This is a genomic window from Micromonospora chersina (assembly GCF_900091475.1).
In the GTDB taxonomy this organism is placed as follows: domain Bacteria; phylum Actinomycetota; class Actinomycetes; order Mycobacteriales; family Micromonosporaceae; genus Micromonospora; species Micromonospora chersina.
This window is the reverse complement of sequence record NZ_FMIB01000002.1, coordinates 2823623-2850233: the sequence shown is the minus strand read 5'-3', so window position 1 is coordinate 2850233 and position 26611 is coordinate 2823623. Positions and strand designations below refer to the sequence as shown.

Sequence of the window (26611 nt, the reverse complement as noted above, 5' to 3'; positions counted from 1 at the left end):
CCGGTAGCAGATCCGCCCCGCAGACGGGGGCGCGTCCACAGGTGGGCGGTTGTCCACAGTGGCGGCGGTCGGACGGTCGCGGGGCTGCGGCGGGGGCGGCAGAGTGCGGGCCGTGTGGATCCTGTCGAACCGGGCCGGGGTGGCTGCCTTGGTGACGGTGCTGCTCCTCGCCCCCACCCTGGCGGTCACGCCGTCGGCCACGCTCATGCCCGGCTCATCGTCCGGATCGGCGGCGGTTCCGCCCGTCCTGGCGTCGGTCGGGATGCCGTCGTTGTCGGGGCCGGTCGTAGCGGTGCCGTCGCCGGGGTCGCCCAGGTCGTCGGCCGCCGGCGCGCCGGGGGCGCGGTTCCGCTGGCCACTGGCCGGCACACCGCGCGTCGTGCGCCGGTTCGACCCGCCGCCGCAGCCCTGGCTTCCCGGGCACCGGGGCGTGGACCTGGCCGCCGTTCCAGGCGCCGAGGTCCGGTCGGCCGGCGCCGGGGTGGTCCTCTTCGCCGGCACGGTGGCCGGGCGGCCCGTGGTCACCGTCGGGCACACCGACGGGCTGCGCACCACCTACGAGCCCGTCCGTGCCGCGCCGGCGGCCGGCACCCGGGTCGCCGCCGGCACACCCATCGGCCTGCTGACCGCCGGGCACCCCGGCTGCGCCGCGGCGGCCTGCCTGCACTGGGGGCTGCGCCGGGGCGAGGAGTACCTGGATCCGCTCGCCCTGCTCGGACTCGGCCCGGTCCGGCTGCTCCCGCTCGACCCACCGCCCGCCGGACCCGGCGCTCAGCCGCGGGCGAGCAGCGTGGGCAGGCGGACCGCCAGCCGGTCGTACTCGTCGGGGGTGTTGTAGACCTGCCCGCACAGGCGCAGGTAGCCGCGACCGTTCCAGGCGGCGGTCGACACCTCGGCCGAGAGCCGGTCCGCGATCCGGGCCCGCAGCTCACGGGCCGCGTCCATCGTGGTGGCGACGCCGGGCGGCAGCGGAATCAGCCGCATGGCGACCGTCGGTCCGCCGGGCTCCGGCAGGTCGGCCGGCGCCACCCCGAGCGCGTCCCCGACCACCCGTTGCCCGTACGCCGCCAGCGCCGCGTTGTGCGCCCGCACCCGGTCCACACCGAGGCTGCGCAGGGTGAACAGGCCCACCGGGGCGGCCAGCCAGCCGGTGTAGTCGAGGGTGGCCTGCCACTCCACGCGGGTCGGGTACCCGCTGCCCTGCTCCCAGGACACGACCAGCGGCTGGATCCGCTCCCGCCACGGCTCGGCGACCACGAGCGCGGCGGTGCCGCGCGGCGCGTACGCCCACTTGTGCAGGTTGCCGACCCAGAAGTCGGCGCCGACCGACGCCACGGTGGTCGGCAGCATGCCCGGGGCGTGCGCGGCGTCGACAAGCACCGGAATCCCCTGCTCGCGGGCCACCCCGACGATCGCCGCCGTCGGGAAGAGCCGGGCCGTCGGCGAGGTGATCTGGTCGACGATCAGCAGCCTGGTCCGCCCGGGACGCAGCCCGGCCCGGACGATCTCCACGACCTCCTCGTCGGTGGCGGTCAGCGGCACCGGCAGCGTCCGGGAGACCGCCCCGGTCCGTGCGCACTCCCGTTCCACGGAGAGGCCGACCGCCCCGTACCCGTGGTCGGTGGTCAGCACCTCGTCGCCCGGCCCCAGGCGCAGCGACTGGAGCACGACGGCCGCGCCGGTGGTGGCGTTGCCGACCAGGGCCGTGCCGTCCGGATCCGCGCCGAGGAAGGTGGCCAGGTGCCGCCGGGTGTGGGCGATCCGGTCGACCAGACCCTGGGTGAAGAAGCGCAGCGGGTTGGACTCCATCTCGTCACGCAGGCGCTGCTGGGCGCGCTGCACGACGATCGGGACCGCGCCGAACGATCCGTGGTTGAGGTGGCTGACCGACGGGTCGAGGGAGAAGAGCAGCCGAGCCCCGGGGATCGGCTCGGGCGGCTGCGGGACCGTCATCGGCTGATCGTAGCCCGCCGTGGATCATCAACCCCTGCGGTTGAGTCGTCCGGCCGGCCCACCGTCAGGCCCGCGGATGCGCCTGCCGGTACGCCGCCCGCAGCCGCTCCACCGAGACGTGCGTGTAGATCTGCGTGCTGGCCAGCGACGAGTGCCCGAGCAGTTCCTGCACGGCGCGCAGGTCCGCGCCACCCTCCAGCAGGTGCGTGGCCGCCGAGTGCCGCAGGCCGTGCGGGGTCACCCGGGGCAGGCCCGCGGCCTCGGCGTACCCGGCCACGATCCGGCGGGCGGTGGTGGGGTTGAGCCGGCCGCCCCGGGCCCCGAGCAGCAGCGCGCCACCCGAGCGGGGCGCCGCCAGCGCCGGCCGCCCGTGGGCGAGCCACGCGTCCAGCGCCCGCTGCGCGGGCACCCCGTAGGGCACGGCCCGCTCCCGCCCGCCCTTGCCGAGGACGCGTACCACCCGGCGGGCCTGGTCGACGTCGGTGACGTCCAGGCCGCAGGCCTCGCTGATCCGCACACCGGTGGCGTAGAGCAGTTCGAGCAGTAGCCGGTCCCGCAGCAGCACGGCCTCGGAGTCGTCGTTCCCACCCGGGGCCGGTGCGTCTCCGCGGCCCGCGTTGTCGACGGTCCTCCCGTCTGCCGGCGCGACGCCGTCACCCGGGCGCCGCGTGTCGGGGCCGTCCCGATCCGTCCGGTCCGGGGCGGCCATCAAGGCGGCGGCCTGGTCGGCGCGCAGGACGGTGGGCAGCTCCCGGTGCGCCTTGGGGCTGGCCAGCGGGGCCGCCACGTCGGCGGCGAGCAGGCCGGCGCGGTGCGCCCAGGCGCTGAACGTGCGGGCGGCGGCCGCCCGCCGGGCGAGGGACGTCCGGGCCGCGCCCATGGTCCGCTGCTTCGCCAGCCAGCTCCGCAGCACTGTCAGGTCCAGCTCCGACAGGTCCGCGCACCCCATCCGCACCGCGTGGTCGAGCAGCGAGACGAGGTCCGTCACGTACGCCCGCACGGTGTGCGCCGACCGGTTGCGCACCCGGGCCAGGTGGTCGGCGAAGTCGTCGACCGCCGCCCGCATCGGCGCCGGCAGCGCCTCGTGGGCCGCCCGCGTGCCGCGCCGCTGGTCAGTCACCGGGAGCTCCGGCTGCCGCGTCGGTGCCGAGGGTGACCGGAGCGCGCTCCGGGGTGGCGGGAGACACCGGTCCAGCCTAAGGGCGTGCGCAGGTGGCTGCCGGCCGCCGCTCCGGCCTGCCGGGTGGTGCTTCCGGTGGCGGCCCGACGGCCGGTGCGCGACGCCACCGGACCCGACGGTGGGCGCGGCACGCCGTTCGGGGTGGCTGACGGGGGCCTGTACAGGGGAAACTGTTACTACGAAGAGGACGGTGGCAACGTCCGGGTCCGCCGTCGGGCGGCCCACAGGCGTTGCCGGCAGGTGCCGACACCCCGCGCATGGGCGGGCGACCGGGCGCTGGGGCGTACCGGGCGTGGTGGCGGCGCGGAAGGGTGATTCGCGAGACCGATCGGAGCGGGCGTCCCCCGGGTGGCGACGCCGGTGGGAGGAGGTACCGAGCGTGGGGGTGGATGCCGTCCTCTACCGGCAGGTGCGGGCCGGGCCCGCGCGGCGCCGGCCGTCGTACGTCTCGACCGAGGTGGTGGCGGACCCGCACGACGTCCTGCTGGACCTGCTGAAGCGGGTGCGGGGCGGCGGTCGTACGCCACTGCTGGACCGGGTGGACCCGCTCGGTGAGCTGGTGGTGGACGCCGAGGCGGTCCCGCAACTGCTGGCCGAGCTGCCGTGCCTTGCCGAGGTGGCGCGGGAGCCCGCGGAGGTCGACCAGATCCGACGACTGGCCATCCTGGCCCGGCGCTGCCTGACCAGCCGGGACGCCGAGATCCGGTTCGAGGGCGACTGAGCGCACAGCCCAGGCCGGCAGGTCCGCTCGGCCGGGCCGGCTCAGCTCGGCGGAGCGGGCGACGGGCCCGGCCCGGCGGTGGTGGGTGCCCGGCCAGCAGCGGTGCTGCGCTCGGCCGGCGGTGCGAGAGCGTAGCCGTCGTAGCGGCGTACCACCATGGCGAGTTCCTCCAACATGGAGAGCTTGCGCATCGCCGTGCGGAGGTCCACCCCGGCGCGCGCCGCGACGCGCTCCAGGCCGATCGCCTTCCGCCGGGGCAGCGCCTCCAGCACCTGGGCCGCCTCGTCGTCGAGCCGGTCCCGGGGGCGCTCCGGCGCGCGGGCGGGCGGCGCCAGGTCGTAGCCGATCCGCCCGACCTCCTCCAGCACGTGGGCCGTGCCGGTCACCAGCCGCGCCCTGTGGTGCTCGCGGAGCGCCTCGTGCGCGCCCACGGACATGGCGGAGGTGACCGGCCCCGGCACCACCATCGCCGGGCGGCCCACGCCGATCGCCCGGTTGAGGGTCTGGGTCGCGCCGCTGCGGGCCGCCGCCTCCACCAGCACGGTGCCCACGGTCGCCGCCGCGATCACCCGGTTGCGGATGAGGAACCGGGGCCGCAGCGGCTCCGCGCCGGGCATCCACTCGCTCACCAGCAGGCCCGTCTCGGCGATCCGGTCGAACAGCGCGGCGTTGCCCATCGGGTACGGGCGGTCCAGCCCGCAGGCCAGCACGGCGACCGTGAGCCCGCCGGCGGTCAGCGCGCCCCGGTGCGCGGCGGAGTCGATCCCGAACGCCCCGCCCGAGACCACCGTCCAGTCCCGCTCGGCCAGCCCGTAGCCCAGCTCGGTGGCGACGTGGGTGCCGTACGGGGTGGCGGCCCGCGCGCCGACCACGGCGACCGACCGCGCCAGGGCCTCGCCCAGCGGCCACGCCCCGCGTACCCAGAAGCAGAGCGGTGGCGCGGTCTCCAGGTCGACGCGGCGGCCGGCTCCCGACAGCCGCAGCGCGCGCAGGTCCGCCACCCGGGCCGGCCAATCCTCGTCGTCGGGGGTCACCACCCGGGCGCCGAGCCGTTCGGTCCGGGCCAGCGCCTGCTCGGCGACCGCCCGCGCCTCACCTTCGGCGGAGCGGGCCGCGACGGCCGCCCGCAGTGCCCGGTCGGGCGCTTCGCCGGCCAGGAGCAGGTCGAGCGCGGCGACCGGGCCGAGCTGGTCGACGAGCCGGTGGACCGACCAGGTGCCCGGCTCCGCGAGCCAGGTCAGCGCCACCCGCGCCATCAGGCGTTCCGCCCTGCCCGTCATGCGCCCTCTCCTGTCCTCAGCTGGATGGCCTCCGCGATGTCCCCGCCGTCGGGGCGGGCCCGCCCGTCCAGGTCGGCGATGGTCCAGGCGAGCCGGATGACCCGGTCGAAGCCGCGCGCCGACAGCGAACCGCTGTCGAGCCGCTTCCGCAGTTCCCGGGTGTCCCGCCCGGGCAGGCACCACGGCGGCCGGCGCAGGTACGGGCCCGGGATCTCGGCGTTCAGCCGGCGACCGGTCGCGGCCCAGCGGTCGGCCGCGGCCCGGCGCGCCTCGGCGACGCGGGCCGCCACCGTCGCGGACGACTCGCTCGGCGTGCCGGTCTGCAACAGCTCCGCGGCGCGTACCGGGGGGAGCCGCACCTGCACGTCGACCCGGTCGAGCAGCGGCCCGGAGAGCCGGCCCAGGTAGCGCCGCCGGGCCAGCGGGGTGCACTCGCAGGCGGCGTCGCCGGACGGCTTCGCGCAGGGACACGGGTTCGCGGCCAGCACCAGTTGCGTGCGGGCCGGGTATTCGGTGGAGCCCTGCGTCCGGGCGACCCGGACCCGGCCGTTCTCCAGGGGTTGGCGCAGCGCCTCCAGCGCTCCCTTGCTGAACTCGGCCGCCTCGTCGAGGAAGAGCACGCCCCGGTGGGCCAGCGACACCGCCCCAGGCCGGGCCAGCCCGGACCCGCCGCCCACCAGCGCCGGCACCGTGGCCGTGTGGTGGGGCGCCTGGAACGGGGGTCGGCGGAGCAGCCGGCCGCCGGGCGGGAGCAGACCGGCGATCGAGTGCAGGGCGGTGACCTCCAGGGCGGCGTCGTCGTCGAGCTCCGGCAGGACCGACGGCAGCCGCTCGGCGAGCATGGTCTTGCCGGCGCCCGGCGGGCCGAGCAGCGCCAGGTGGTGCCCACCGGCCGCCGCCACCTCCAGCGCCCGGCGGCCGAGCCGCTGCCCGGCCACGTCGGCGAGATCCGGTCCGCCGGCCTCGGCGGTGGGCGCGTCGTCCGGCGGAGCGAGCAGCGGCGTGCCGTCTCGGACGAAGGCGACGAGCCGGTGCAGGGTGTCGGCGGCGCGGACCTGGACGCCGGGGATCACCGCCGCCTCGGCGGCGTTGCCGGCGGGCACCACCACCTGGGGGAAACCGGCCCGGGCCGCGGCCGCGACCATCGGCAGCACGCCGCGCACCGGGCGGACCGTGCCGTCGAGGCCCAACTCGCCGAGGACCACCGTGGCCTCCAGCGGCACCAGCGGCAGCTCGCCCGAGCCGCCGAGCACCGCCACGGCGATGGCCAGGTCGAAGGCGGAGCCGTACTTCGGCAGGGTGGCCGGGAGCAGGTTGAGGGTGATCCGGCGGTTCGGCCAGCGCTGGCCCGAGTTGACGATGGCGGCGCGGACCCGGTCGCGGGCCTCGTGCAGCGCGGTGTCGGGCAGGCCGGAGATCACCACGCCGGGCAGCCCGGGGGCCAGGTCGGCCTCGACCTCCACCACGTGCCCGGCCATCCCGACCAGGCCCACGCAGAGCACCTTGGCGTAGCTCATGATCAGAACGCGCCCCTCAGGTGCTCGACCCGGGCCGGCCCGGTGACCGGGAGTCGGACCGAGAGAACGTCGAAGCGGATCTCCTCGGCGGTCGTGCCCGTCTCCGCGAGCCACCGGGCGGCCAGCCCACGCAGCCGGCGCGCCTTGGCCCGGACCACCGCCTCGGCGGGACTGCCGTACTCCTCCGTACGCCGGGTCTTCACCTCGCAGATGGCGAGCACCGGCCCGTCCCAGGCGATGATGTCGATCTCCCCCTCGGGGCACCGCCAGTTCCGGACGATCGGGCGCAGCCCCGCCTCGATCAGGTGCCGGACCGCGCACCGCTCGCCGTACGCCCCGACGGCCTGGTTCCGCTTCGTCATGCCGGTGAGCGTGCGGCGTCCGGGCGGCGGCGGGGGCGCCGGGCGGGCGCCCTGTGGACGACGGGGTGCCCTGTGGACGGGCGGACGATCATGCCCTGCCTGTGCTAGGCCCTGGCCGCCCGATCACTCATCGTGTGTTCCTGGTTACCCGTCGACATCGCCGTGACCAGCGACGACAGGGTGGGCGGCCCGGATGGCGCACCTGGTGCCGGTCGCATACCGTGCCGGTCGTGGACGGACGACGGAGCTTTCCCGAGGATGAGCAGGGGTCGCACTGGGGCGACCGCGGATACGAGCAGGACTGGCGCGCCGCCGGCGAACCGCGCTACCGCGACGACGACTTCCGCGCCCCGGAGCAGCGCACGGGGGAGAACCGGTTCGGCGAACCGAGCCGCTTCGGGACCGCCGACCCGCTGGGCGACGACTCGGGCAGCTGGCGCCCGCACCGGCTGGACGATCCGTCGGAGACCTCCGGCGAACTGCCGGGGGAGCGTGGCGGCCGGCGGGCGGCCCGCGAGGCCGCCGACCCACTCGGCCCGCCGGCACACAGCACCGCCGGCCCGCTCGACACCGTGACGCACGGCAGCGCCGGCCCGCTGGGCACGGCAACGCACGGCGCCGGCGAACCGTTCGGCGCAGGCCACGCCGTCGACCCGCTGCGTCCCGGCCCGGTGGGCGGCTACCCGATCGTCGAGCCGGGCCGGCCGGCCGAGCCGGCCCACGCCGGGGCGACGCCGATCACCGTGGGGGACCGCCCGGGTCCCGGCGCGGCGACCCCGCTGGTCGTCGGGGAGCGGCCGGGTGTCACCGGGCCGGAGCCGGCGGCCGGCCCGACCCCGCACCCGCTGGAGATGCCGACCGGCCCGATGCCGTCGGTCGCGCCCCGGCTCGACGGCCCGCCGCCCGGCGACGGCGTCTACCGGACCCGCCGTCCCGCGCTCGCCGTCCTGCTGGCGGTCATGGTGCTCGTCCTGGAGATTCCCGCGCTGCGGGTGCTGCTGCGGGGCCTGGTCGGCGACCCGGTCTCCACCTCGCACGTCGTGGTGGGCACGTTCCTGGTGCTCGGGCTGCCGATCTTCGGCACCGGCCTGTACGGACTGCGGACCGGAGGGCTGGCCCTCGCCGACGGCAGCCGCGGGTGGCTCCGCCCGCCGACCGCCTACCTGACGGTCGGACTGGTTCTCTTCCTCGCCGCCGCCCTCGCCGCCCGCTGACCCGTCGACTGAACGAGCCGCCCCGTCGGCACCGGTTGTCCGGTCCCGGCGTGGCGGCGTCGGGCGTCCCGAAAGGGGCGGAATGGGGGTTCCCGAGCCCCGGGACCGGAGGGCGGAGAAGGGGCGTACACTGGTCGACTGGCGACCGCCTCGCGCGGTCGACCTCGCGCGCCCTCTCCACGGACCTCTCGTGGGGCGGCGGCCTCCCTGGTCCCGATCTTGATCGGGCCCACCATGGCCGACGACCGGGCGCCAGGCGTCCGGCCGCCGGCCGGACGGGACAACCAGGGATGAACAGGGAGTACCCACCATGGCCGTCGTGACCATGCGTCAGCTGCTGGAAAGCGGTGTCCACTTCGGGCACCAGACCCGGCGCTGGAACCCGAAGATGAAGCGCTTCATCTTCACCGAGCGCAACGGTATCTACATCATCGACCTGCGCCAGACCCTCGACTACATCGAGAAGGCGTACGACTTCGTGCGCACCACGGTGGCCGGGGGCGGCAGCATCCTCTTCGTGGGCACCAAGAAGCAGGCCCAGGAGGCCATCGCCGAGCAGGCGACCCGGGTCGGCCAGCCGTACGTCAACCACCGCTGGCTCGGCGGCATGCTGACCAACTTCCAGACGGTCTACAAGCGGCTCCAGCGGATGAAGGAGCTCGAGGCCCTGGGTGACCTGAGCGGCACCGCCGCCGGTTACACCAAGAAGGAGACCCTGCAGCTCTCCCGCGAGAAGATCAAGCTCACCAAGACCCTCGGTGGTCTGCGGGACATGCAGAAGCTCCCGGCCGCGGTCTGGATCGTCGACACCAAGAAGGAGCACATCGCCGTCGACGAGGCCCGCAAGCTGGGCATCCCGGTGATCGCCGTGCTCGACACCAACTGCGACCCGGACGAGGTCGACTTCCCGATCCCGGGCAACGACGACGCCATCCGCTCGGCCGAGCTGCTGACCAAGGTCATCGCCGCCGCCGTCGCCGACGGTCTGATCGCCCGCTCCGGCCGTGGCCGTGGCGGCGACGAGAAGCCGGAGCCGGGCCAGGTCGGCGCCGACGAGCCGCTGGCCGAGTGGGAGCGCGAGCTGCTCGAGGAGCCGAAGAAGGCCGACGAGCAGCCGGCGACCACCGCCGAGCAGCCGGCGACCGCCGCCGCGGAGTGATCGCGCCGTCGCGTCCCCACCGTCCGTTTTCGCGGCCGGTGGGGCGCGACGGGTACGCCGGGCACAACCGGCCCGGATCCGGGTAACCGGCAGCCAGACCATCCCAACGCAGTCTCAAACACCGAAGAGAGAGTCATGTCCAACTTCACCGCCGCGGACGTCAAGAAGCTCCGCGACCTCACCGGCGCCGGCATGATGGACTCCAAGAAGGCGCTGACGGAGGCCGAGGGCGACTTCGACAAGGCCATCGAGATCCTGCGCGTCAAGGGCGCCAAGGACGTCGGCAAGCGGGCCGGTCGCACGGCGGCCAACGGCCTCATCGCCCACGCCGGCCAGGCGCTGCTCGAGCTCAACTGCGAGACCGACTTCGTCGCCAAGAACGACGCCTTCATCGCGCTGGCCCAGCAGCTGGTCGAGCACGGTGTGGCCAGCGGCGCGAACAACGCCGAGGAGCTGCTCGCCAGCACCATCGACGGCAAGAGCGTGGCCGACCTGATCCAGGAGCAGTCCGCCAAGATCGGCGAGAAGCTGGTGCTCAACCGCTTCGCCAAGCTCGACGGCACCACCGCGGTCTACCTGCACCGCAAGAGCCAGGACCTGCCCCCGGCGGTCGGCGTGCTGGTGCAGTACTCGGGCAAGGCCGACGAGGCCGGCGACGCGGACGCCCGCGGCGTGGCCATGCAGATCGCCGCCATGCGCCCGAAGTACCTGACCCGCGACGAGGTTCCGGCCGAGACCGTCGAGTCGGAGCGGCGCATCGCCGAGCAGACCGCCCGCGAGGAGAACAAGCCCGAGGCGGCGCTGCCGAAGATCGTCGAGGGCCGGGTCAACGCCTTCTTCAAGGACTTCGTCCTGCTGGAGCAGGCGTCGGTCGCCGACAACAAGAAGACGGTGAAGCAGCTGCTGGCCGACGCCGGCATCGAGGTGACCCGCTTCGTGCGGTTCGAGGTCGGCCAGGCCTGAGCCGCGGCCCGGACGCATGACGCGGCCGGGCGCAGGGAAATCTTCGACGAGGAGGCCGCCGGTGTACGTGACAGGCACCGCGGCCTCCTCGTCACATAGGGTCGGCAGCGGCAGGTACGCGGTACGCGGCGCCCACGGGGTGCGCGATGGAAGGGGCGGGTCGGATGACGCAGGTTGTGAGTGACCGGAGCCTGGCGGCGGATGATCCCACCGCTCCGCCGCCCGGTCGGGCCCGCCGGGTGGTGCTGAAGCTCTCCGGTGAGGTCTTCGGCGGCGGCGCGATCGGCGTCGACCCGGACGTCGTGCAGGCCATCGCCCGGCAGATCGCCACCGTGGTACGCCGCGGCGTGCAGGTCTCCGTGGTGGTCGGCGGCGGCAACTTCTTCCGCGGCGCCGAGCTGCAGAAGCGCGGCATGGACCGGGCCCGCGCGGACTACATGGGCATGCTGGGCACCGTGATGAACTGCCTGGCCCTCCAGGACTTCCTGGAGAAGGAGGGCATCGAGACCCGGGTGCAGAGCGCGATCACCATGGCCCAGGTCGCCGAGCCGTACATCCCGCTGCGGGCGATCCGGCACCTGGAGAAGGGCCGCGTGGTCATCTTCGGCGCGGGCGCCGGGATGCCGTACTTCTCCACGGACACCGTGGCCGCCCAGCGGGCGCTGGAGATCCGCGCCGACGTGGTGCTGATGAGCAAGAACGGCGTGGACGCCGTCTACACGGCCGACCCCCGGATCGACCCGACGGCGAGCAAGCTCGACTCGATCACCTTCTCCGAGGTGCTGCGCCGCAACCTGCGGGTGGCCGACGCCGCGGCGTTCAGCCTCTGCATGGAGAACGGCCTGCCGATGCTGGTCTTCGGCGCCCAGGGCGACGACACGATCGTCCGTGCCGTCGGCGGTGAGAAGATCGGCACGCTGATCACCGCCTGACCGGTTCCGCCGAGCCGGCAGCGGTCCTCCGACAACCGCAGCACCGCACAGCCCACCACGAGCACAGAAGGAGGCGAGGAGACCGGTGATCGACGACACCCTCCTCGAGGCAGAGGAGAAGATGGAGCGTGCCATCGAGCACGCCAAAGAGGAGTTCGGCGGGATCCGCACCGGTCGCGCCAACGCCGCGATGTTCTCCCGGATCGTCATCGACTACTACGGCAGCCCGACCCCGCTGCCGCAGATGGCGTCCATCGCCGTGCCGGAGCCGCGCATGGTGATCATCAAGCCGTACGACAACTCGCAGATCAACGCCATGGAGAAGGCGATCCGCGACTCGGACCTCGGGGTCAACCCGAACAACGAGGGCAACCAGCTGCGCATCGTGCTCCCGCAGATGACCGAGGAGCGGCGCCGAGAGATGATCAAGGTCGCCCGGCACAAGGGCGAGGAGGCGAAGGTCGCCGTCCGCAACATCCGCCGCAAGGGCAAGGAAGAACTGGACCGCCTCGTCAAGGACGGCGAGGTCGGCGAGGACGAGGGCCGGCGCGCGGAGAAGGAGCTGGACGACCTGACCCAGCGCTTCGTGGCCACCGTCGACGAGCTGGTCAAGCACAAGGAGAACGAGCTGCTCGAGGTCTGAGCGCCCGCGTACCGCCACGGCACCGGTGCCCCGCCGCCCGACACGGGTGGCGGCCCGGTGCCGTCGTCGTGCCGGGCGGCGTCCGCCGTGCGGGCTTCCCGGGTGCAGTAGGCTCGGCACGATTCCCGCCCCACCACCGGGTGAACGGCGGGGATCGGCCGGCCGTCGGGCCGGTCAACCGGAACTGCTCGCGGCTGTAGGGGATGGTCTTGGTCTTGCGTCATGTGGTGGCTCCCGTACCGCCTGCCGGTGCGTGATGTCCCACCCCGACCCCTACGGCAACGCCGAGCCGCGCGGCTGGGACCGCCCGGCCCCGCTGCCCTGGCCGGAGACCGACCTGGAGCCCGGGCCCTGGCGCCGACCGGACGCCGGGCCGGAGGCGTACGCGCGTCCGCCCGGCCGCCCCGCCGCCGACCCGCACGCCCGGCCCGTGGACGCCTACGACGCGCCGCGCGGTCGCCGGCCGTATGACGGACCGCCGGTTCCCGAGCGGGGCTGGCGCGACGAGCCGGCCCCCCGCGGCCCGGGTCACGCGGGTCACGCGGACGCCGGACGACGCCACCGGGACGCCGGTCCGGCCGGTTTCCGGACCGCGGACCGGGACCGCTGGGACCACGACCCGCGGGACCGGGACTCGTGGGACCACGCCCCGCGGGACCGCGACCAGTGGGACCACGCCCCGCGGGACCGGGGCCGGGACGCCGACCCGCGGGAACGGTACGAGGCGACCCCGCGGGACGACGAGTACCCGACCGCTCAGATCGCCCCGGTACGGGACGAACCGACCACTCAGCTCCCGCCGGTGCGCGACGAGCCCGGACCGGACCCGGAGCAGCCGGCGGCCCGCCGGTCGCGGGGCCGGCGACGGGCCAGCGCGGACCGTCCCCCGACCGTCCAGCCGAAGACCTCCCGGGCGGGCCGCAACCTGCCGGCCGCGATCGGCGTCGGGCTTGCCCTCGGCGCGGCGATCGTGGTGCCGCTCTTCTTCTACCTGCCGGCGTTCCTCGCCGTGATCGCCGCCGCGGTGGCGATCGGCTCCTGGGAGATGGCCCGCGCGGTACGCCGCAGCGGCGCCCACCCGCCGCTGGTGCCGCTCGTCGCCGGTGGCGTCATCACCATCGGGCTGGCCTGGTTCGCCGGACCGGACGCGCTCTGCCTCGGCCTGCTGGTCACCGTGCTGGGCACGATGATCTGGCGGCTGGGCGACGGCCCCGGCAACTACCAGCGCGACCTCACCGCGGCCACCCTGATCGCGGTCTACGTGCCCTTCCTCGGCGGTTTCGCGGCGATGCTGGCGGCCGCCCCCGACGACGGCCACCTGCGGGTGCTTGTCACCCTGGTCGCCGTGGTGCTCTCCGACACCGGCGGCTACGCGGCCGGTGTGTCCTTCGGCAAGCACCCGATGGCGCCCACGATCAGCCCGAAGAAGTCCTGGGAGGGCTTCGCCGGCTCGGTGACGGCGGCCGCCGCGGGCAGCGCCCTGCTGCTCTGGCTGCTGCTCGACGTGGCGCCCTGGTGGGGCGCGGTGTTCGGGGTGGCGATCTCCGTCGCGGCGGTGCTCGGCGACCTCGCCGAGTCCATGATCAAGCGCGATCTCGGGGTCAAGGACATGAGCAACCTGCTCCCCGGGCACGGCGGGCTGATGGACCGGCTCGACTCGATCCTCTTCGCGGTGCCGACCGCGTACCTGCTGCTGGCCGTCTTCGTGCCGATGGCGGGCTGAGGCGTGAATCACGCGGCTGGCGTCGCACCGGCCGCCCGGCCGGTGCCGATTCGGCACCCGCGGACAGGTGCGTCCCCCGTTCGGCGTGTCAGACTGGACGCGCCATGACGAGCCTCCCGCTGATCTCCGTAGACCCCGACGCCCGCGGCCGCCGGCCCGCGATGCCACCCCGTCACCTCGCCGACCTGGACCTGCCGGGCCGGCAGGCGCTCGTCACCGAGCTAGGTGAGCCCGCGTTCCGCGCCAAGCAGGTCTCGAACCACTACTTCGGCCGGCTGGTCCGCGACCCCGCGCAGATGACCGACCTGCCGGCGGCGACGCGCGAGCGGCTGGCGGGCACGCTGCTGCCCACCCTGCTCAACCCGGTCCGCGAGCTGGCCTGCGACGACGGCGCCACCCGCAAGGCGCTCTGGCGGCTGCACGACGGCTCGCTGGTCGAGAGCGTGCTGATGGGCTACCCGGACCGGGTGACGGTCTGCATCTCCAGCCAGGCGGGCTGCGGCATGGCCTGCCCGTTCTGCGCGACCGGCCAGGCCGGGCTGACCCGCAACCTGTCCACCGCCGAGATCGTCGACCAGGCCGTCTACCTGGCCGGGGTGGCCGCCTCGGGGGCGGTGGCCGGTTCCCCGCCGCGCCTGTCGCACGTGGTGTTCATGGGCATGGGCGAGCCGCTTGCCAACTACTCGCGGGTGGTGGCGGCGATCCGCCGGCTCGTCGCACCGGCTCCGGAGGGGCTCGGCCTGTCCCAGCGGCACATCACCGTTTCCACGGTCGGCCTGGTCCCGGCCATCCGCCGACTGGCCAGCGAAGACCTCTCAGTGACCCTTGCGTTGTCGCTGCACGCCCCCGATGATGAGCTGCGCGACGAACTCGTGCCGGTCAACCAGCGCTGGAAGGTGTCCGAGGTGCTGGACGCGGCGTGGGACTACGCGGACACGACGGGGCGTCGCGTGTCCATCGAGTACGCGATGATCAAGGACGTGAACGACCAGCCGTGGAGAGCCGATCTGCTCGGGCGGCTGCTGGCCGGCAAGCTGGCCCACGTGAACCTGATCCCGCTCAACCCGACTCCGGGCAGCCGCTGGGACGCCAGCCCGAAGCCGGTCGAGCGGGAGTTCGTCCGGCGGTTGCGCGACGCCGGGGTGTCCACCACGGTGCGGGACACCCGGGGTCGCGAGATCGACGGGGCGTGTGGGCAGCTCGCCGCCGCCGAGGACAGGGACAGCGACCCACGCGCCGCAACGGCGTAGCGGTAGAGACCAGGAGACATAGTGGCGAGTCAGGGTCAGCGTTTCCGGCGTAAGGCGCTCCGCCGGGGATACAAGGTCGACGAGGTGGACGCCTTCCTGGACCGGGTCGAGGCGACACTCGCCGGCCAGCCGGTGGGCGCGCCCGTGGCCTCCCAGGAGGTCCACGACGTCGTCTTCCGGGTCCGCTTCAACGGCTACGACGAGTGGCAGGTGGACCTGCACCTCGACCGGGTGGAGCGGCAGCTCGCCGAGCTGGAGGAGCGCTCCGGCGCCCCCGGCGGGCGGGGTGGCGACCCCCGGATGGCCGACCGGCTCGGCCCGCCGATGCGTGACGACCGGGGTCTCTCGCCGGTGCCGCAGCCCCCGATGCCGCCGCGGCCGATGCCCGCGCAGGCCGGCCCGCCCGCCGACCGCTACGGCAACCGCTACGACGAGCCGACCGGCGCCTTCGCCGGCGGGTACGACGGCCCGCGCGGCGGCTACGACGCGCCCCGCGGCCCGGGTGGCCCCGGCCCGATGGGTCCGGGCGCCCCGATGGGGCACGGCGGCCCGCCCTCCCGCGGCCTGCCCCCCGGCCCGGGCGGTTACGGCCAGGACGGGGGCTTCGACGGCTTCGAGGCCGGCCGGCACGGCCGCACCGACATGACCGCCGAGATCCGGATGCCCGAGCGGGACCTGCGTGACCCGCGCGGCCGTGGCCCGGCCGGCCCGCCGCCGCTGCCGCAGCAGGGCTACGGCCCGGACCAGGGCTACGGCGGTCCGGACCAGGGCTACGGCGCCCCCGACCAGGGCTACGGCGGTGGCCCCGGGATGGCCGGTCCGCCGATGGTGGGCCCGCCCATGGCCGGCCCGCCCGGCAGCGACCTCTACCGCGTGGACCAGATCCGCCGCAGCTTCCAGGTGCGCCGGTTCGGCAGCGGGTACGACCCCGACCAGGTCGACAGGTTCTTCGAGACCCTGCTCGGCGGGATGCAGGGCCGCAACCCGATGCCGGTGAACCCGAAGGACCTGGACACCCTGCGCTTCGGGCTGGTGCAGGGCGGCTACTTCGAGGCCGAGGTCGACGCCGCGCTCAAGGACGTGCAGGACATCCTGCTCGGCCGCTGACCCCGCCGGCGACGCCCGCCAGCAACGACGAAGGGCCCGCCCCCGACCGGGGGCGGGCCCTCGTGCGTTCGTGCGTACCGGGCGAGTGCGGGCCGGTCAGGACCGCAGGCCGTTGCGGCGCAGCACGGCGTCGCCGATGACGACGGCCAGCAGCAGCGCCGCGAGCCCGAACAGCCAGATGTTCTCCACGTTGCCCTCGTGGTTGCCGCAGAGCGCCATGAGCACCAACACCGCCGCCGACAGCACCGCCCCGATCCGTCCGGACCTGCGGTGTCCGGGCTTGTGCTGATCTGGCGCGGTTACCGGCTCGCTTCCTGCCACTGTCGGTCCTTCCCTCGCGATCGGATCTCCGGTTAGTCTGGCACGCCCCGTGGCGGCCCCGGTGCGGGGTCCGCCCTGATCGGCGGCCCGGATCCCCGGGCCCACCCGGCGACCCGGGCCGTTGGACCCGTCCCGCCGGGGCGGAAGGCCACTACCGGCGTCGCGGGACGGTGACCACACTGCCTCCGGTAGCGTCTTGACGTACGCCTGATTGTCTTTTTGAGGGGGACTGCGGTGCGAGTGACCGGTACGGGCCATGCCAGCATGCGGATCGACACGCCCGCGGGCAGCATCCTGTGCGACCCGTGGGTCAATCCCGCCTACTTCGCCTCCTGGTTCCCCTTCCCGGACAACTCCCAGCTCGACTGGGCGACCCTCGGCCAGTGCGACTACCTGTACGTGTCGCACCTGCACCGGGACCACTTCGACGCCAAGCACCTGCGGGACCACATCTCCAAGGACGCCACCGTCCTGCTGCCCGAGTTCCCCACCTCGGAGATGGAGGACGAGCTGCGGGAGCTGGGCTTCACCAAGTTCCTCAAGGCCCCGAACGAGCAGGTCGTGGAGCTGCCCGGCGGCCTGAAGATCATGATCCAGGCGCTGACCAGCCCGACCGACGGCCCGATCGGCGACTCGTCGCTGTGGGTCGAGTACGACGGGGTCCGGCTGCTCAACCAGAACGACGCCCGCCCGACCGACCTCACGGTCTTCGCGGAACTGGGCCACGTGCACGCCCACCTGCTCCAGTTCTCCGGCGCGATCTGGTACCCGATGGTCTACGAGCTGCCGCAGGCGGCGAAGACCGCGTTCGGCAAGCAGAAGCGGGAGCGGCAGTTCGACCGCACCTGGCGCTACATCGACGACCTGAAGGCCGACCACGTCTTCCCGATCGCCGGCCCGCCCTGCTTCCTCGACGACGAGCTGTACCAGTTCAACGACGTCTTCGGCGACGAGGGGAACATTTTCCCCGACCAGTCGGTGTTCCTGTCGGAGTACGCCAAGGTCGGCGGCACCAACGGCATCGTGCTGCTGCCGGGCAGCGTCGCCGAGGTCACCACCGAGGGCGCGACCACCACCCACCCGGTGCCGGTCGAGGAGTTCTTCGCGAACAAGCGGGCCCACCTGGAGGAGATGCGGGAGCGCAAGCGCCCGGTCATCGAGGCGGAGAAGGCGTCCTGGCGGCACCCCGAGGTCGACGTGCTCGGCGAGATGAAGCGCCGGATCGAGCCGCTGCTGGACGAGTCGATCTACCTGGCCAAGGGCGTGGGCGGGCCGGTCCGCTTCGACCTGGTCGGCTACGACGGCGAGAGCGTCGAATCCATCGTGGTGGACTTCCCGGGCAAGGAGGTCCGGCCGTACGCGGACGAGAAGGTCCGCTACCGGTTCCGCACCGAGCGGGCGCTCATCGAGCACCTGCTGCACATCGGCGAGGTGGACTGGGTCAACTCGCTCTTCCTGTCCTGCCGGTTCTCGGCGGCCCGGATCGGCCAGTACAACGAGTTCGTCTACGCGTTCTTCAAGTGCCTCTCCGAGGAGCGGCTCCAGTACGCCGAGGGCTGGTACGACGAGCACGAGCGGGCCGTCGACGCCGAGGACATCACCCTCGACGGCTGGGTGGTGCAGCGCCGCTGCCCGCACCTGAAGGCCGACCTGAGCCGCTTCGGAATCGTGGACGGCGACCAGCTCACCTGCCAGCTGCACGGGTGGAAGTTCGACCTGTCCAGCGGCCGCTGCCTCACCAGCGTCGGACACAAGATCCGCGCGCACCGCGCCGACGCGGAGACCCCCGCCCCCGCCGGCGAGGCGATCAGCTGAGTTTCCCTCCGCCCGCCGCCCCCGCCGGGTGACCATCAGGTCGGGAAGGGGGCGGGGCGGCGTGGCGGACGGCGCGGGCAGGGGCGGCTACCGGTTCCGGGGCGACCGGGAGATGACCCGGGACGCCTCCCGGGTGGAGACGTTCAGCGACGGCGTCTTCGCGGTCGTGCTGACGGTGATGGCCGTCGAACTGCTCCAGAACGGGCCGGCCCGGGATCCCGGGCGGCAGCTCCCCGACGCCCTCGTCCAGGCCTGGCCGACCTACCTGGCGTACGTGATCACCTTCGGGATCGCCGGCCAGATCTGGCTCGGCCACCACAACATGTGGCGGTACGTGGTCCGCGTCGACCAGGCGCTGCTCATGTTCAACCTGCTCGTGCTGCTCTTCGTGGCGGCGATCCCGTTCACCGCCGACCTGCTGGCGGACAACCTGCGCGGCAGCGAGACCGAGCAGCGGCTGACCGCCGTCCTGTACCTCGGCACCGTGCTGGGCGAGTCGCTCTTCTTCAACCTGAGCTGGTGGTGGGCCCGCCGGCGCCGGCTGCTCCACCCCGACCTGGACCCGCAACTGGCCCGGGCGGTCTCGCGCCGGCTGGTGGTGCGCCCGCTGCTCTACACGGTGGCCTTCGCCTTCGTCTTCGTCGACCCGATCCTCAGCCTGCTCCTCTACCTGCTGCTGCTCGTCGGCCTTTCCCTCGTCCGCCGCCCCGGCGACCTGCCCCGCTCCGCCGGGGCCGGCGGCGAGGTCAGCGACCGAGGTCGCTGAGGATCCGCCGGGCGGCGTTGTGCCCGGCCGCGCCGATCACGCTGCCGGCCGGGTGACAGCCGGCGCTGCCCGCGTAGACGCCGTCGACCCCGGTGGCGTAGGGCATCCGGTCGGTGAACGAGACGGTGTTGTCGACGTGGTGGATGTGCCCGCCGGTGATGCCGAAGTGCGCCTCGATGCCCGGCGGGGGCAGCGGCACCGCGTCGGCGATCAGGTCGCGGGTGCCCGGGGCGTACCGCTCGCAGATGTCGATGAGGCGGTCGACGTAGCCGGGCAGCGCCGCGTTCCAGGTGGTGCCGGCCAGCTCGTAGGGGACCGACTGGACGAACAGCGCCGACGAGTGGTGCCCGGCGCCGTCGGAGAGCGACGGGTCGACGGTGGTGTGCAGGTACCACTCGATCGTGGGCTCCTCGGGCAGCCGCCCGGCCTGCACGTCCGCCCACATGGCGCGCAGCGCGGCCATCGGCGGCTCGCCGCCGGCGCCCACCAGCGAGGCCGAGCCGGGGAGCAGGTGGATGGTGGAGCCGAACGGGCTCGCCGTGCCCTCCGGCAGGCAGGAGAAGCGGGGCAGGCCGGTGAGCGCCAGGTTGAGCTTGAGCGTGGTGCCGGGCCGGCGGACCGCCGCCATCCGCGCGCCCAGCTCCGCCGGGAGCGCGCCGCCGGGCAACAGGTCCATCAGCCGGTACGGGTCACAGGCCCCGAGCACCACGGAGGCGGTCACCTCCCGCCCGTCGGCCAGCACGACCCCGGCGGCCGCGCCGCCGTCGAGGGTGACCGCGGTGACCGGTGCGCCGGTCACGATGCGGGCGCCGGCCGCCCGCGCGGCGTCGGCGAAGGTACGGGAGACCGTCCCCATCCCGCCCTGGGCGATCATCCAGGTGCCCCCCGAACCGGGCAGCCGGCACATGTTGTGAACCAGGAAGTTGTGCCCCGTTCCGGGGTCGTCCGGGCCGGCGTTCAGCCCGGAGAGGCCGTCGGTGACCGCGTACATGCTGACCAGCAGCTCGGAGCGGAAGTCGAAGCGGGCCAGGTAGTCGGCGACCGAGCCCCGCACCAGGTCGACGAAGACCTGCCGGAGCCCGGGCCGGACGTACCGTTCGGCGGTCTCCTCGACCGGCAGCGGCTCGGTGAGCCAGGCCGGGGCCAGGTCCTCCCGGAGCTGGGCCAGCTCGGCCTGGAGCGCGTCGTCGGCGGCCGCATCAGCGGGGGAGAACATCTCCGCGAGCTGCCGCCGACTCGCCGCGGCGTCGCTGCCGAAGAGCAGGTACGGCGAGCCGAGCCCGCCCGGGGTGGGCAGGAAGTAGTGCGGGTCGCGGCGCAGCACCGGGATCGTCACGTCGAGGGCGGTGAGCAGTTCCGGCGGCATCAACCCGAGCAGGTACGACCCGGTGGAGTGCCGCAGCCCGGGCACCTTCGGGAACGGGTTCTCCGTGCGGGTCGCCCCGCCGATCACCTCGGCCGCCTCCAGCACCAGCACGTCGAGGCCGGCGCGGGCCAGCAGGATCGCCGAGACCAGACCGTTGTGCCCGGAGCCGACCACGACGACGTCGGCGCGGGACGGCAGCTCACTCGCTTCGCTCATGCCCGGGCAGCCTAGTGGCGCGGGCGCCCGTCCGGGGAGGGGTCGGCGGAGCCGGGCCGTACCTCCGAGCGGGATCTCCGTGCTCAGGAGCCGGCGGCGGCGCGGCCGGCCCGCCAGCGGAAGAACACCAGGGTGGCCGAGTAGCCGGCCAGCACGATCACGTGGAACAGGTAGAGCCACAGCAGCACCGCGACCCCGCCGCCGATCTCGTCGAACCCGCCGAACGGCGCCCCCAGGTCCAGCGGCAGCGAGCAGAACAGCACGAAGCCGTGCAGGAACCCGGAGAGGTTCGCCGCGGTGAACGAGCCCAGGAGGAGTGTGGCGAGCCAGTCCGGGGCGGCCGGCCCGACCACCCGGAACACCCACATCAGCACCGGGGTGAGCACCAGCCAGGTGGCCAGGAAGGACAGCACCACACCGAGCGCGCCGAGCCAGCCGCCCTGCCGGACCAGGTGGGTGGTGAGCGGCAGCGCCAGCAGGACCGACAGCAGCAGCGCCGGGGCCGGGGCGAGCAGCGGGAGCAGCAGCAGCCGGCCCCGCCACCCGACAAGCGTCTCGGCCTGGCCGCGCGGGACGGCGACCGAGACGAACGCCCGGCGCAGCCCCTCGCCGTAGAGCGACGCCGGCAGCAGCGAGGCCAGCGCCAGCAGCGGGGTCAGGCCCAACCCGGCCTCCACGAGCGCGGCCACCGCCCGGTTGGCGCCGATGTCGGTGGGGAGCGTGTTGATCGCGTACGCGGTGAGCCGGCGCACCCGGTCGTCCCCGGCCACCAGGCCGGTGAGCCAGATGGCCAGCAGCGCCACCGGCACCACGGCGATCGCACCGTAGAAGGTGATCGCGGCGGCGTGCAGCGAGAGGTCCCGCCCGCGTACCGGCCGGAACGCCGCACTGGTGATCCGTTTCGCCGTCTGCCACCGCTCACCCATCGCCCTGCGGTTCCCCGTACGGTGCTTCGGCACGCATTACGATCCGACGTGTGATCGCCTCGACCGAGCGGCTGGTGGTCCGGGACTGGACGGAGTCGCCGGACGATCTGGCCCGGATCTACGACATCTACTCCCGCGACGAGGTGATGCGCTGGCTGGGCGGCGGCGCGGGGCGGATGACCGATCCGGCCGAGGCACGCGAGCGGGTGCGCTCGTGGCGCGAGCGCTACGCGCCGTACGCCGGCCGCTGGGGCCTGTGGGCGATCGAGCCGCGCGAGGCCGGCCGGGCGGTCGGCAGCGTGCTGCTCAAGCCGCTGCCCGGCCGGGACGGGGTCACGCCCACCGACGACATCGAGGTCGGCTGGCACCTGCACCCCGACGCCCAGGGGCACGGCTACGCCACCGAGGCCGCCCGGGCCGTGCTGGAGCGCGAGTTCGCCACCGGCACCCGGCAGGTCCACGCGGTGGTGATGGCCGGCAACGAGCCCTCGATGGCGGTGGCCCGCCGCCTCGGCATGACGCACGTCGGCACCCGCACCGACTGGTACGGCGGCACCGAACTCGAAACCTTCGTCCTGACCCGCCCGGCGTAGCCGTCGCCCTGCTCCTTCGCTCTCTGAATCTTGGACAGTTGCCGTTCGCAGCGAACGGAAAGTGTCCAAGATCCGCTGTCCCGAACGCGCTCGACGCGGGGGAGTGAGGCTCCCAGCGGGCGTTCAGGAGGGCTGGGGAAGAATGGGCGGGTGACGTCTCCCCGCTCCCTCGTCCTGCTCGGCTCGACCGGCTCGATCGGCACCCAGGCCATCGACATCGTCCGGCGCAACCCGGACCGGTTTCGGGTGGTGGCCCTCGGGGCCGGCGGCGGCAACGTGGAGCTGCTCGCCGCGCAGTCCCTGGAGCTGGGCGTGGAGGCGGTCGGGGTGGCCCGGGCGTCCGCCGCCCAGGATCTTCAGCTCGCGTTCTACGCCGAGGCGAGCCGGCGCGGCTGGGCCACCGGCGACTTCAAGCTTCCCAAGATCGTGGCCGGGCCGGACGCGATGACCGAGCTGGCCGGGTGGCCGTGCGACGTGGTGCTCAACGGGGTGGTGGGCTCGCTCGGGCTCGCGCCGACCCTCGCGGCGCTGCGCGCCGGGCGTACCCTCGCCCTGGCCAACAAGGAGTCCCTCGTCGCCGGCGGCCCGCTGGTGAAGGCCGCGGTGACGCGGCCGGGGCAGATCGTTCCCGTCGACAGCGAGCACTCGGCGCTGGCGCAGTGCCTGCGCGGGGGCACCCGGGGTGAGGTACGCCGGCTCGTGGTGACCGCCAGCGGCGGGCCGTTCCGGGGCCGGCGGCGCGACGAGTTGACCGAGGTCACGCCGGAGCAGGCCCTCGCGCACCCGACGTGGAACATGGGGCCGGTGGTGACGATCAACTCCGCCACCATGGTCAACAAGGCGCTGGAGGTGATCGAGGCGCACGAGCTGTTCGACGTGCCCTACGCCGACATCGAGGTCATGGTCCACCCGCAGTCGGTGATCCACTCGATGGTGGAGTTCACCGACGGCTCGACCCTCGCGCAGGCCAGCCCGCCGGACATGCGGCTGCCCATCGCCCTCGGCCTCGGCTGGCCGGACCGGGTGCCCGGTGCCGCCGCCGCGGTCGACTGGACCACGGCACACACCTGGGAGTTCTTCCCGCTCGACGACGCGGCCTTCCCGGCGGTCGCGCTGGCGAAGGCGGCCGGCGAGGCCGGGCGCTGCCGGCCGGCGATCTACAACGCGGCGAACGAGGAGTGCGTGGCGGCCTTCGTGGCCGGCCGGCTGCCGTTCCTCGGCATCGTCGACACCCTCCAGCGCGTGCTGGAGGACGCTCCCGACTTCGACGAACCAGGTACCGTCGAGGACGTGCTCGCCGCCGAATCGTGGGCACGGGCGCACGCCCAGGAGATCATCGTCGGGTCGGTGGAAGGAGCCTGATGAGTTACCTGCTCGGGGTGGCGCTGTTTGCCCTGGCGATCCTCATCTCGGTGAGCCTGCACGAGGCGGGGCACATGCTCACCGCCAAGGCTTTCGGGATGAAGGTCACCCGCTACTTCGTCGGCTTCGGTCCGACGCTCTGGTCGTTCAAGCGGGGCGAGACGGAGTACGGCGTCAAGGGCATCCCGCTCGGCGGCTTCTGCAAGATCGTCGGGATGACCCCGCAGGACGACGACGTCGAGCCGGGCGATGAGAAGCGCGTCATGTGGCGCTACCCGGTCTGGAAGCGGACGATCGTGATGTCCGCGGGCTCGATCACCCACTTCGCCCTGGCCCTGATCACCCTCTGGATCCTCGCGGTCTCCGCCGGCCTGCCCAACCCGAAGTTCCCGAACACGGAGGACGGCTTCAAGGCCGAGCCGGCCGTGATCGCCCTGGCCCCGTGCGTGGTCGTGGAGAACGCCGCCCGGGGCTGCCAGGCCGGTGACCCGGCCAGCCCGGCCGCGAAGGCCCAGCTCCAGGACGGCGACCGGATCACCGCCGTGAACGGCCGGCCGGTCTCCACCTGGGGCGACATGCTCGACGTGGTCCGCGCCACCCCGCCCGGCACGGCCACCGTCGCGTACGTGCGCGACGACAAGCCGGGCACCGCCACCGTCGACCTGGCCGCCGTGCAGCGCCCGCCGCTGGGCGACCCCAAGGGCGCCACGTCGGCGGTCTCCGCCCTCGGCGTCGCGCTCCAGCCGTCCACCCCCACCCGGGTCCAGTACGGTCCGGTCGCCGCGTTCGGCGCCACCGCCGACTTCACCGGCAACATGGCGGTGCAGACCGTGCACGCCATGCAGCGGATCCCGCAGAAGGTCCCCGCCCTGTGGACCGCCGTCACCGGCGGCGAGCGGGACGTGGACACCCCGATCAGCGTGGTCGGCGCGAGCCGGCTCGGCGGCGAGGCCGTGGAGAACAACGCGTGGCTGGTGTTCTTCATGCTCTTCGTCTCGCTGAACTTCTTCATCGGCGTGTTCAACCTGCTGCCGCTGCTCCCGCTGGACGGCGGCCACATCGCCATCGCCTGGTTCGAGCGGGCCCGCTCCTGGCTCTACGCCCGCATCGGCCGGGCCGACCCCGGCCGCGTCGACTACCTCAAGCTCATGCCCCTCACGTACGCGGTGATCCTCATCGGTGGCGCGTTCACGCTGCTGACCGTCACCGCGGACGTCGTCAACCCGATCACGCTCTTCTCAAGGTGAGTGCCTGAAGTGACAGCTGTCAGTCTCGGTATGCCCCCCGTACCGCCGCCGCCGCTCGCCCCGCGCCGGGCCAGCCGTCAGATCATGGTCGGTTCGGTGCCGGTCGGTGGGGGCGCGCCGGTGTCGGTGCAGTCCATGACCACCACCCTGACCGCCGACGTGAACGCCACCCTCCAGCAGATCGCCGAGCTGACCGCGTCCGGCTGCCAGATCGTCCGGGTGGCCGTGCCGTCCCAGGACGACGTCGAGGCGCTGCCCGCGATCGCGAAGAAGTCGCAGATCCCGGTGATCGCCGACATCCACTTCCAGCCGAAGTACGTCTTCGCCGCGATCGACGCGGGCTGCGCCGCGGTCCGGGTGAACCCGGGCAACATCCGGCAGTTCGACGACAAGGTGAAGGAGATCGCCAAGGCGGCCGGCGACGCGGGCGTGCCGATCCGGATCGGCGTGAACGCCGGTTCGCTCGACAAGCGCCTGCTGGCCAAGTACGGCAAGGCCACCGCCGAGGCGCTTGTCGAGTCGGCGCTCTGGGAGTGCTCGCTGTTCGAGGAGCACGGCTTCCGGGACATCAAGATCTCGGTGAAGCACAACGACCCGGTGGTGATGATCCGCGCCTACCGGCAGCTCGCCGAGAAGTGCGACTACCCGCTGCACCTGGGCGTGACCGAGGCCGGCCCGGCGTTCCAGGGCACGATCAAGTCCGCGGTGGCGTTCGGCGCGCTGCTGGCCGAGGGGATCGGCGACACCATCCGGGTCTCGCTGTCCGCCCCGCCGGTCGAGGAGATCAAGGTGGGCACCGCGATCCTGGAGTCGCTGGGCCTGCGCGAGCGGGGCCTGGAGATCGTCTCCTGCCCGTCGTGCGGCCGCGCCCAGGTCGACGTCTACAAGCTGGCCGAGGAGGTCACCGCCGGCCTGGAGGGGCTGCCGGTGCCGCTGCGGGTGGCAGTCATGGGCTGCGTGGTGAACGGCCCCGGCGAGGCCCGCGAGGCCGACCTCGGGGTGGCCTCCGGCAACGGCAAGGGCCAGATCTTCGTCAAGGGTCAGGTCGTCAAGACCGTGCCCGAGGGCCAGATCGTGGAGACGCTCATCGAGGAGGCGCTGCGGATCGCCGACGAGATGGGCGCCGAGATCCCCGAGGAGCTGCGCGACCTGGTGCCGGGCGCCACGGTGACCGTGCACTGACGCACCCGCTCCGACGACGTGCGGCCGTCCCCACCGGGGGCGGCCGCACGTGTCGTCTCAGGTCCGCGCCGCCGGCCGGGGTGGCGGTCCCGTGACCACCCCGGCCGGCGCACGCGACGCGGCGACTCACTCGGACTCGGCGAGGATCGCGTACAGCTTGCGCCGGGTCTCGTCGAGCACCTGGGCGGCGCGCGCCCGCTGGTCGTCGGTGCCGGTCATCATCACCTGCCGCAGCGCGTTCATGGCCTGCGCGCCCGCGTCGCGGATGTCGTGCCAGCTGTTCACGGTCTGCTCGGCGAACTCGCCCCAGGGCGGGGTCTGTGCCGCCTCGGCGGCCTCGGCCTGCCCCTGCTCGGTGAGGGCGAACCGCTTGCGCCCGCCGTCGGAGTCCGCGGCGGCGGCGATGACGCCCTCGTCCTCCAGCAGTTGCAGGGTCGGGTAGATCGACCCGGGGCTGGGCCGCCAGGCCCCGCCGGTCCGGGAGTCGATCTCCTGGATCATCTCGTAGCCGTGCATCGGCCGCTCGGTGAGCAGGGCCAGCACGGCGCCGCGCACGTTGGGCCGGCGGCCGCGCCCACGCCCCCGTCCGCCGCGGCCGTGGCCGTGACCGAACGGTCCGGGCGGGAAGGGCGGCGGGCCCGGGGGTACGGGCGGGAAGCCGAAGCCCCGCATCCGCATCTCGTCGTGGGCGGCGTGCATCCGTCGGTGGAAACCCATGGGTGACTCCTTCTCTCGGGTTATCGCTGATGCATCAACGATATATCGGCAATGCATCGTCGACAAGTCAACATGTGGAAACGATCCACAAACCGT

24 protein-coding genes and 2 pseudogenes are annotated in these 26611 nt (G+C 73.9%); 16 read left to right on the top strand and 10 right to left on the bottom strand.

Annotated elements, in window-relative coordinates; genetic code table 11:
* The first annotated feature begins 205 nt into the window (after positions 1 to 205).
* Positions 206 to 838, top strand: coding sequence for a murein hydrolase activator EnvC family protein (locus tag GA0070603_RS12900; RefSeq protein WP_425270504.1), 633 nt, complete (start codon positions 206 to 208; stop codon positions 836 to 838).
* Here GA0070603_RS12900 and GA0070603_RS12895 read toward each other — a convergent pair.
* The 3 genes and pseudogenes from GA0070603_RS12895 to GA0070603_RS32635 form a co-directional block, all read right to left on the bottom strand.
* Positions 772 to 1953: an aminotransferase class V-fold PLP-dependent enzyme gene (locus GA0070603_RS12895; RefSeq protein ID WP_091312370.1), complete on the bottom strand. Its 1182-nt coding sequence runs from the start codon at positions 1951 to 1953 to the stop codon at positions 772 to 774. The two genes, GA0070603_RS12900 and GA0070603_RS12895, sit on opposite strands and share 67 nt — an antisense overlap.
* Positions 1954 to 2017: 64 nt before the next feature.
* Positions 2018 to 2518 (bottom strand): annotated as a pseudogene (locus GA0070603_RS32640) (tyrosine-type recombinase/integrase); the annotation flags it as partial.
* 135 nt (positions 2519 to 2653) lie between these two features.
* A pseudogene (locus tag GA0070603_RS32635) lies at positions 2654 to 3019 on the bottom strand (site-specific integrase); the annotation flags it as partial.
* A 493-nt stretch (positions 3020 to 3512) separates the two neighbouring features.
* Here GA0070603_RS32635 and GA0070603_RS12885 point away from each other — a divergent pair.
* Positions 3513 to 3854, top strand: a complete 342-nt coding sequence (locus GA0070603_RS12885) for a hypothetical protein (protein ID WP_091312367.1) — start codon at positions 3513 to 3515, stop codon at positions 3852 to 3854.
* 41 nt (positions 3855 to 3895) lie between these two features.
* Here GA0070603_RS12885 and GA0070603_RS12880 read toward each other — a convergent pair whose 3' ends face one another.
* The 3 genes from GA0070603_RS12880 to GA0070603_RS12870 are packed head-to-tail and all read right to left on the bottom strand — an operon-like array spanning position 3896 to position 7013.
* Positions 3896 to 5134: a DNA-processing protein DprA gene (locus GA0070603_RS12880; protein WP_091312363.1), complete on the bottom strand. Its 1239-nt coding sequence runs from the start codon at positions 5132 to 5134 to the stop codon at positions 3896 to 3898.
* Positions 5131 to 6651, bottom strand: a complete 1521-nt coding sequence (locus GA0070603_RS12875; protein ID WP_091312360.1) for a YifB family Mg chelatase-like AAA ATPase — start codon at positions 6649 to 6651, stop codon at positions 5131 to 5133. The genes GA0070603_RS12880 and GA0070603_RS12875 overlap by 4 nt, the downstream gene beginning before the upstream one ends.
* A 2-nt stretch (positions 6652 to 6653) precedes the next feature.
* Positions 6654 to 7013, bottom strand: a complete 360-nt coding sequence (locus GA0070603_RS12870) for a YraN family protein (RefSeq protein WP_091312357.1) — start codon at positions 7011 to 7013, stop codon at positions 6654 to 6656.
* 221 nt (positions 7014 to 7234) lie between these two features.
* Between GA0070603_RS12870 and GA0070603_RS12865 the strand changes: the two genes are divergently transcribed.
* The 8 genes from GA0070603_RS12865 (at position 7235) to GA0070603_RS12830 (ending at position 16004) form a co-directional block, all read left to right on the top strand.
* Positions 7235 to 8227, top strand: a complete 993-nt coding sequence (locus GA0070603_RS12865; protein ID WP_091312354.1) for a hypothetical protein — start codon at positions 7235 to 7237, stop codon at positions 8225 to 8227.
* Positions 8228 to 8537: 310 nt separating this feature from the next.
* On the top strand, positions 8538 to 9386 hold the full coding sequence (gene rpsB / locus GA0070603_RS12860) for a 30S ribosomal protein S2 (protein WP_091312351.1): 849 nt from the start codon (positions 8538 to 8540) through the stop codon (positions 9384 to 9386).
* Between the two features lie 135 nt (positions 9387 to 9521).
* Positions 9522 to 10349, top strand: coding sequence for a translation elongation factor Ts (gene tsf / locus GA0070603_RS12855; protein ID WP_091312348.1), 828 nt, complete (start codon positions 9522 to 9524; stop codon positions 10347 to 10349).
* Between the two features lie 164 nt (positions 10350 to 10513).
* Positions 10514 to 11281: a UMP kinase gene (gene pyrH, locus GA0070603_RS12850; protein ID WP_091268664.1), complete on the top strand. Its 768-nt coding sequence runs from the start codon at positions 10514 to 10516 to the stop codon at positions 11279 to 11281.
* Between the two features lie 85 nt (positions 11282 to 11366).
* Positions 11367 to 11924, top strand: a complete 558-nt coding sequence (gene frr / locus GA0070603_RS12845; RefSeq protein ID WP_091268662.1) for a ribosome recycling factor — start codon at positions 11367 to 11369, stop codon at positions 11922 to 11924.
* A gap of 256 nt (positions 11925 to 12180) precedes the next feature.
* Positions 12181 to 13647: a phosphatidate cytidylyltransferase gene (locus tag GA0070603_RS12840; protein WP_091312345.1), complete on the top strand. Its 1467-nt coding sequence runs from the start codon at positions 12181 to 12183 to the stop codon at positions 13645 to 13647.
* 104 nt (positions 13648 to 13751) lie between these two features.
* Positions 13752 to 14897, top strand: a complete 1146-nt coding sequence (rlmN, locus tag GA0070603_RS12835) for a dual-specificity RNA methyltransferase RlmN (RefSeq protein ID WP_091312342.1) — start codon at positions 13752 to 13754, stop codon at positions 14895 to 14897.
* Positions 14898 to 14918: 21 nt separating this feature from the next.
* Positions 14919 to 16004, top strand: a complete 1086-nt coding sequence (locus GA0070603_RS12830; RefSeq protein WP_091312338.1) for a DivIVA domain-containing protein — start codon at positions 14919 to 14921, stop codon at positions 16002 to 16004.
* A gap of 96 nt (positions 16005 to 16100) precedes the next feature.
* Here the strand turns inward: GA0070603_RS12830 and GA0070603_RS12825 are convergent, their stop codons facing one another.
* Positions 16101 to 16325: a DUF2631 domain-containing protein gene (locus tag GA0070603_RS12825; RefSeq protein ID WP_091312335.1), complete on the bottom strand. Its 225-nt coding sequence runs from the start codon at positions 16323 to 16325 to the stop codon at positions 16101 to 16103.
* 234 nt (positions 16326 to 16559) lie between these two features.
* On the opposite strand from GA0070603_RS12825, the gene GA0070603_RS12820 reads away from it, so the two are divergent.
* Together GA0070603_RS12820 and GA0070603_RS12815 are read left to right on the top strand one after the other, a co-directional pair.
* Entirely contained in the window at positions 16560 to 18140 is a 1581-nt protein-coding gene (locus tag GA0070603_RS12820; RefSeq protein WP_091312331.1) for a Rieske 2Fe-2S domain-containing protein, read from the top strand.
* 112 nt (positions 18141 to 18252) lie between these two features.
* Positions 18253 to 18906 carry a TMEM175 family protein gene (locus GA0070603_RS12815; RefSeq protein ID WP_091321894.1) on the top strand — a complete coding sequence of 218 codons (654 nt, stop codon included), beginning with the start codon at positions 18253 to 18255 and terminating at the stop codon, positions 18904 to 18906.
* Here the strand turns inward: GA0070603_RS12815 and GA0070603_RS12810 are convergent.
* A complete protein-coding gene (locus tag GA0070603_RS12810) occupies positions 18887 to 20488 on the bottom strand; it encodes a phytoene desaturase family protein (RefSeq protein WP_091312328.1) in 1602 nt (533 codons plus the stop codon). The two genes, GA0070603_RS12815 and GA0070603_RS12810, sit on opposite strands and share 20 nt — an antisense overlap.
* A gap of 83 nt (positions 20489 to 20571) precedes the next feature.
* Entirely contained in the window at positions 20572 to 21414 is an 843-nt protein-coding gene (locus GA0070603_RS12805; protein WP_091312325.1) for a YhjD/YihY/BrkB family envelope integrity protein, read from the bottom strand.
* 50 nt (positions 21415 to 21464) lie between these two features.
* On the opposite strand from GA0070603_RS12805, the gene GA0070603_RS12800 reads away from it, so the two are divergent.
* From GA0070603_RS12800 to ispG, 4 genes are all read left to right on the top strand, one after another.
* On the top strand, positions 21465 to 22007 hold the full coding sequence (locus GA0070603_RS12800; RefSeq protein WP_091312323.1) for a GNAT family N-acetyltransferase: 543 nt from the start codon (positions 21465 to 21467) through the stop codon (positions 22005 to 22007).
* 150 nt (positions 22008 to 22157) lie between these two features.
* Positions 22158 to 23369 carry a 1-deoxy-D-xylulose-5-phosphate reductoisomerase gene (gene dxr / locus GA0070603_RS12795; protein ID WP_091312318.1) on the top strand — a complete coding sequence of 404 codons (1212 nt, stop codon included), beginning with the start codon at positions 22158 to 22160 and terminating at the stop codon, positions 23367 to 23369.
* Positions 23369 to 24616 (top strand): M50 family metallopeptidase, encoded by a 1248-nt coding sequence (locus GA0070603_RS12790; protein WP_091312315.1) that lies wholly within the window; start codon positions 23369 to 23371, stop codon positions 24614 to 24616. Before dxr ends, GA0070603_RS12790 begins: the two co-directional genes overlap by 1 nt.
* A 9-nt stretch (positions 24617 to 24625) precedes the next feature.
* Positions 24626 to 25798, top strand: coding sequence for a flavodoxin-dependent (E)-4-hydroxy-3-methylbut-2-enyl-diphosphate synthase (gene ispG / locus GA0070603_RS12785; protein WP_091312314.1), 1173 nt, complete (start codon positions 24626 to 24628; stop codon positions 25796 to 25798).
* Between the two features lie 126 nt (positions 25799 to 25924).
* Here ispG and GA0070603_RS12780 read toward each other — a convergent pair whose 3' ends face one another.
* Positions 25925 to 26515, bottom strand: coding sequence for a PadR family transcriptional regulator (locus tag GA0070603_RS12780; RefSeq protein ID WP_091312311.1), 591 nt, complete (start codon positions 26513 to 26515; stop codon positions 25925 to 25927).
* Positions 26516 to 26611: the final 96 nt, after the last annotated feature.

Excerpts from the sequence above, each read along its gene's own strand:
- GA0070603_RS12790 (WP_091312315.1), top strand. The coding sequence starts at position 23,369 with ATGAGTTACCTGCTCGGGGTGGCGCTGTTTGCCCTGGCGATCCTCATC.
- GA0070603_RS12810 (WP_091312328.1), bottom strand. The coding sequence starts at position 20,488 with ATGAGCGAAGCGAGTGAGCTGCCGTCCCGCGCCGACGTCGTCGTGGTC.
- GA0070603_RS12780 (WP_091312311.1), bottom strand. The coding sequence starts at position 26,515 with ATGGGTTTCCACCGACGGATGCACGCCGCCCACGACGAGATGCGGATG.
- tsf (WP_091312348.1), top strand. The coding sequence starts at position 9,522 with ATGTCCAACTTCACCGCCGCGGACGTCAAGAAGCTCCGCGACCTCACC.
- GA0070603_RS12840 (WP_091312345.1), top strand. The coding sequence starts at position 12,181 with ATGTCCCACCCCGACCCCTACGGCAACGCCGAGCCGCGCGGCTGGGAC.
- rlmN (WP_091312342.1), top strand. The coding sequence starts at position 13,752 with ATGACGAGCCTCCCGCTGATCTCCGTAGACCCCGACGCCCGCGGCCGC.
- GA0070603_RS12870 (WP_091312357.1), bottom strand. The coding sequence starts at position 7,013 with ATGACGAAGCGGAACCAGGCCGTCGGGGCGTACGGCGAGCGGTGCGCG.
- GA0070603_RS12880 (WP_091312363.1), bottom strand. The coding sequence starts at position 5,134 with ATGACGGGCAGGGCGGAACGCCTGATGGCGCGGGTGGCGCTGACCTGG.
- GA0070603_RS12805 (WP_091312325.1), bottom strand. The coding sequence starts at position 21,414 with ATGGGTGAGCGGTGGCAGACGGCGAAACGGATCACCAGTGCGGCGTTC.
- GA0070603_RS12895 (WP_091312370.1), bottom strand. The coding sequence starts at position 1,953 with ATGACGGTCCCGCAGCCGCCCGAGCCGATCCCCGGGGCTCGGCTGCTC.
- GA0070603_RS12900 (WP_425270504.1), top strand. The coding sequence starts at position 206 with ATGCCCGGCTCATCGTCCGGATCGGCGGCGGTTCCGCCCGTCCTGGCG.
- pyrH (WP_091268664.1), top strand. The coding sequence starts at position 10,514 with ATGACGCAGGTTGTGAGTGACCGGAGCCTGGCGGCGGATGATCCCACC.
- rpsB (WP_091312351.1), top strand. The coding sequence starts at position 8,538 with ATGGCCGTCGTGACCATGCGTCAGCTGCTGGAAAGCGGTGTCCACTTC.
- GA0070603_RS12815 (WP_091321894.1), top strand. The coding sequence starts at position 18,253 with ATGACCCGGGACGCCTCCCGGGTGGAGACGTTCAGCGACGGCGTCTTC.
- GA0070603_RS12875 (WP_091312360.1), bottom strand. The coding sequence starts at position 6,651 with ATGAGCTACGCCAAGGTGCTCTGCGTGGGCCTGGTCGGGATGGCCGGG.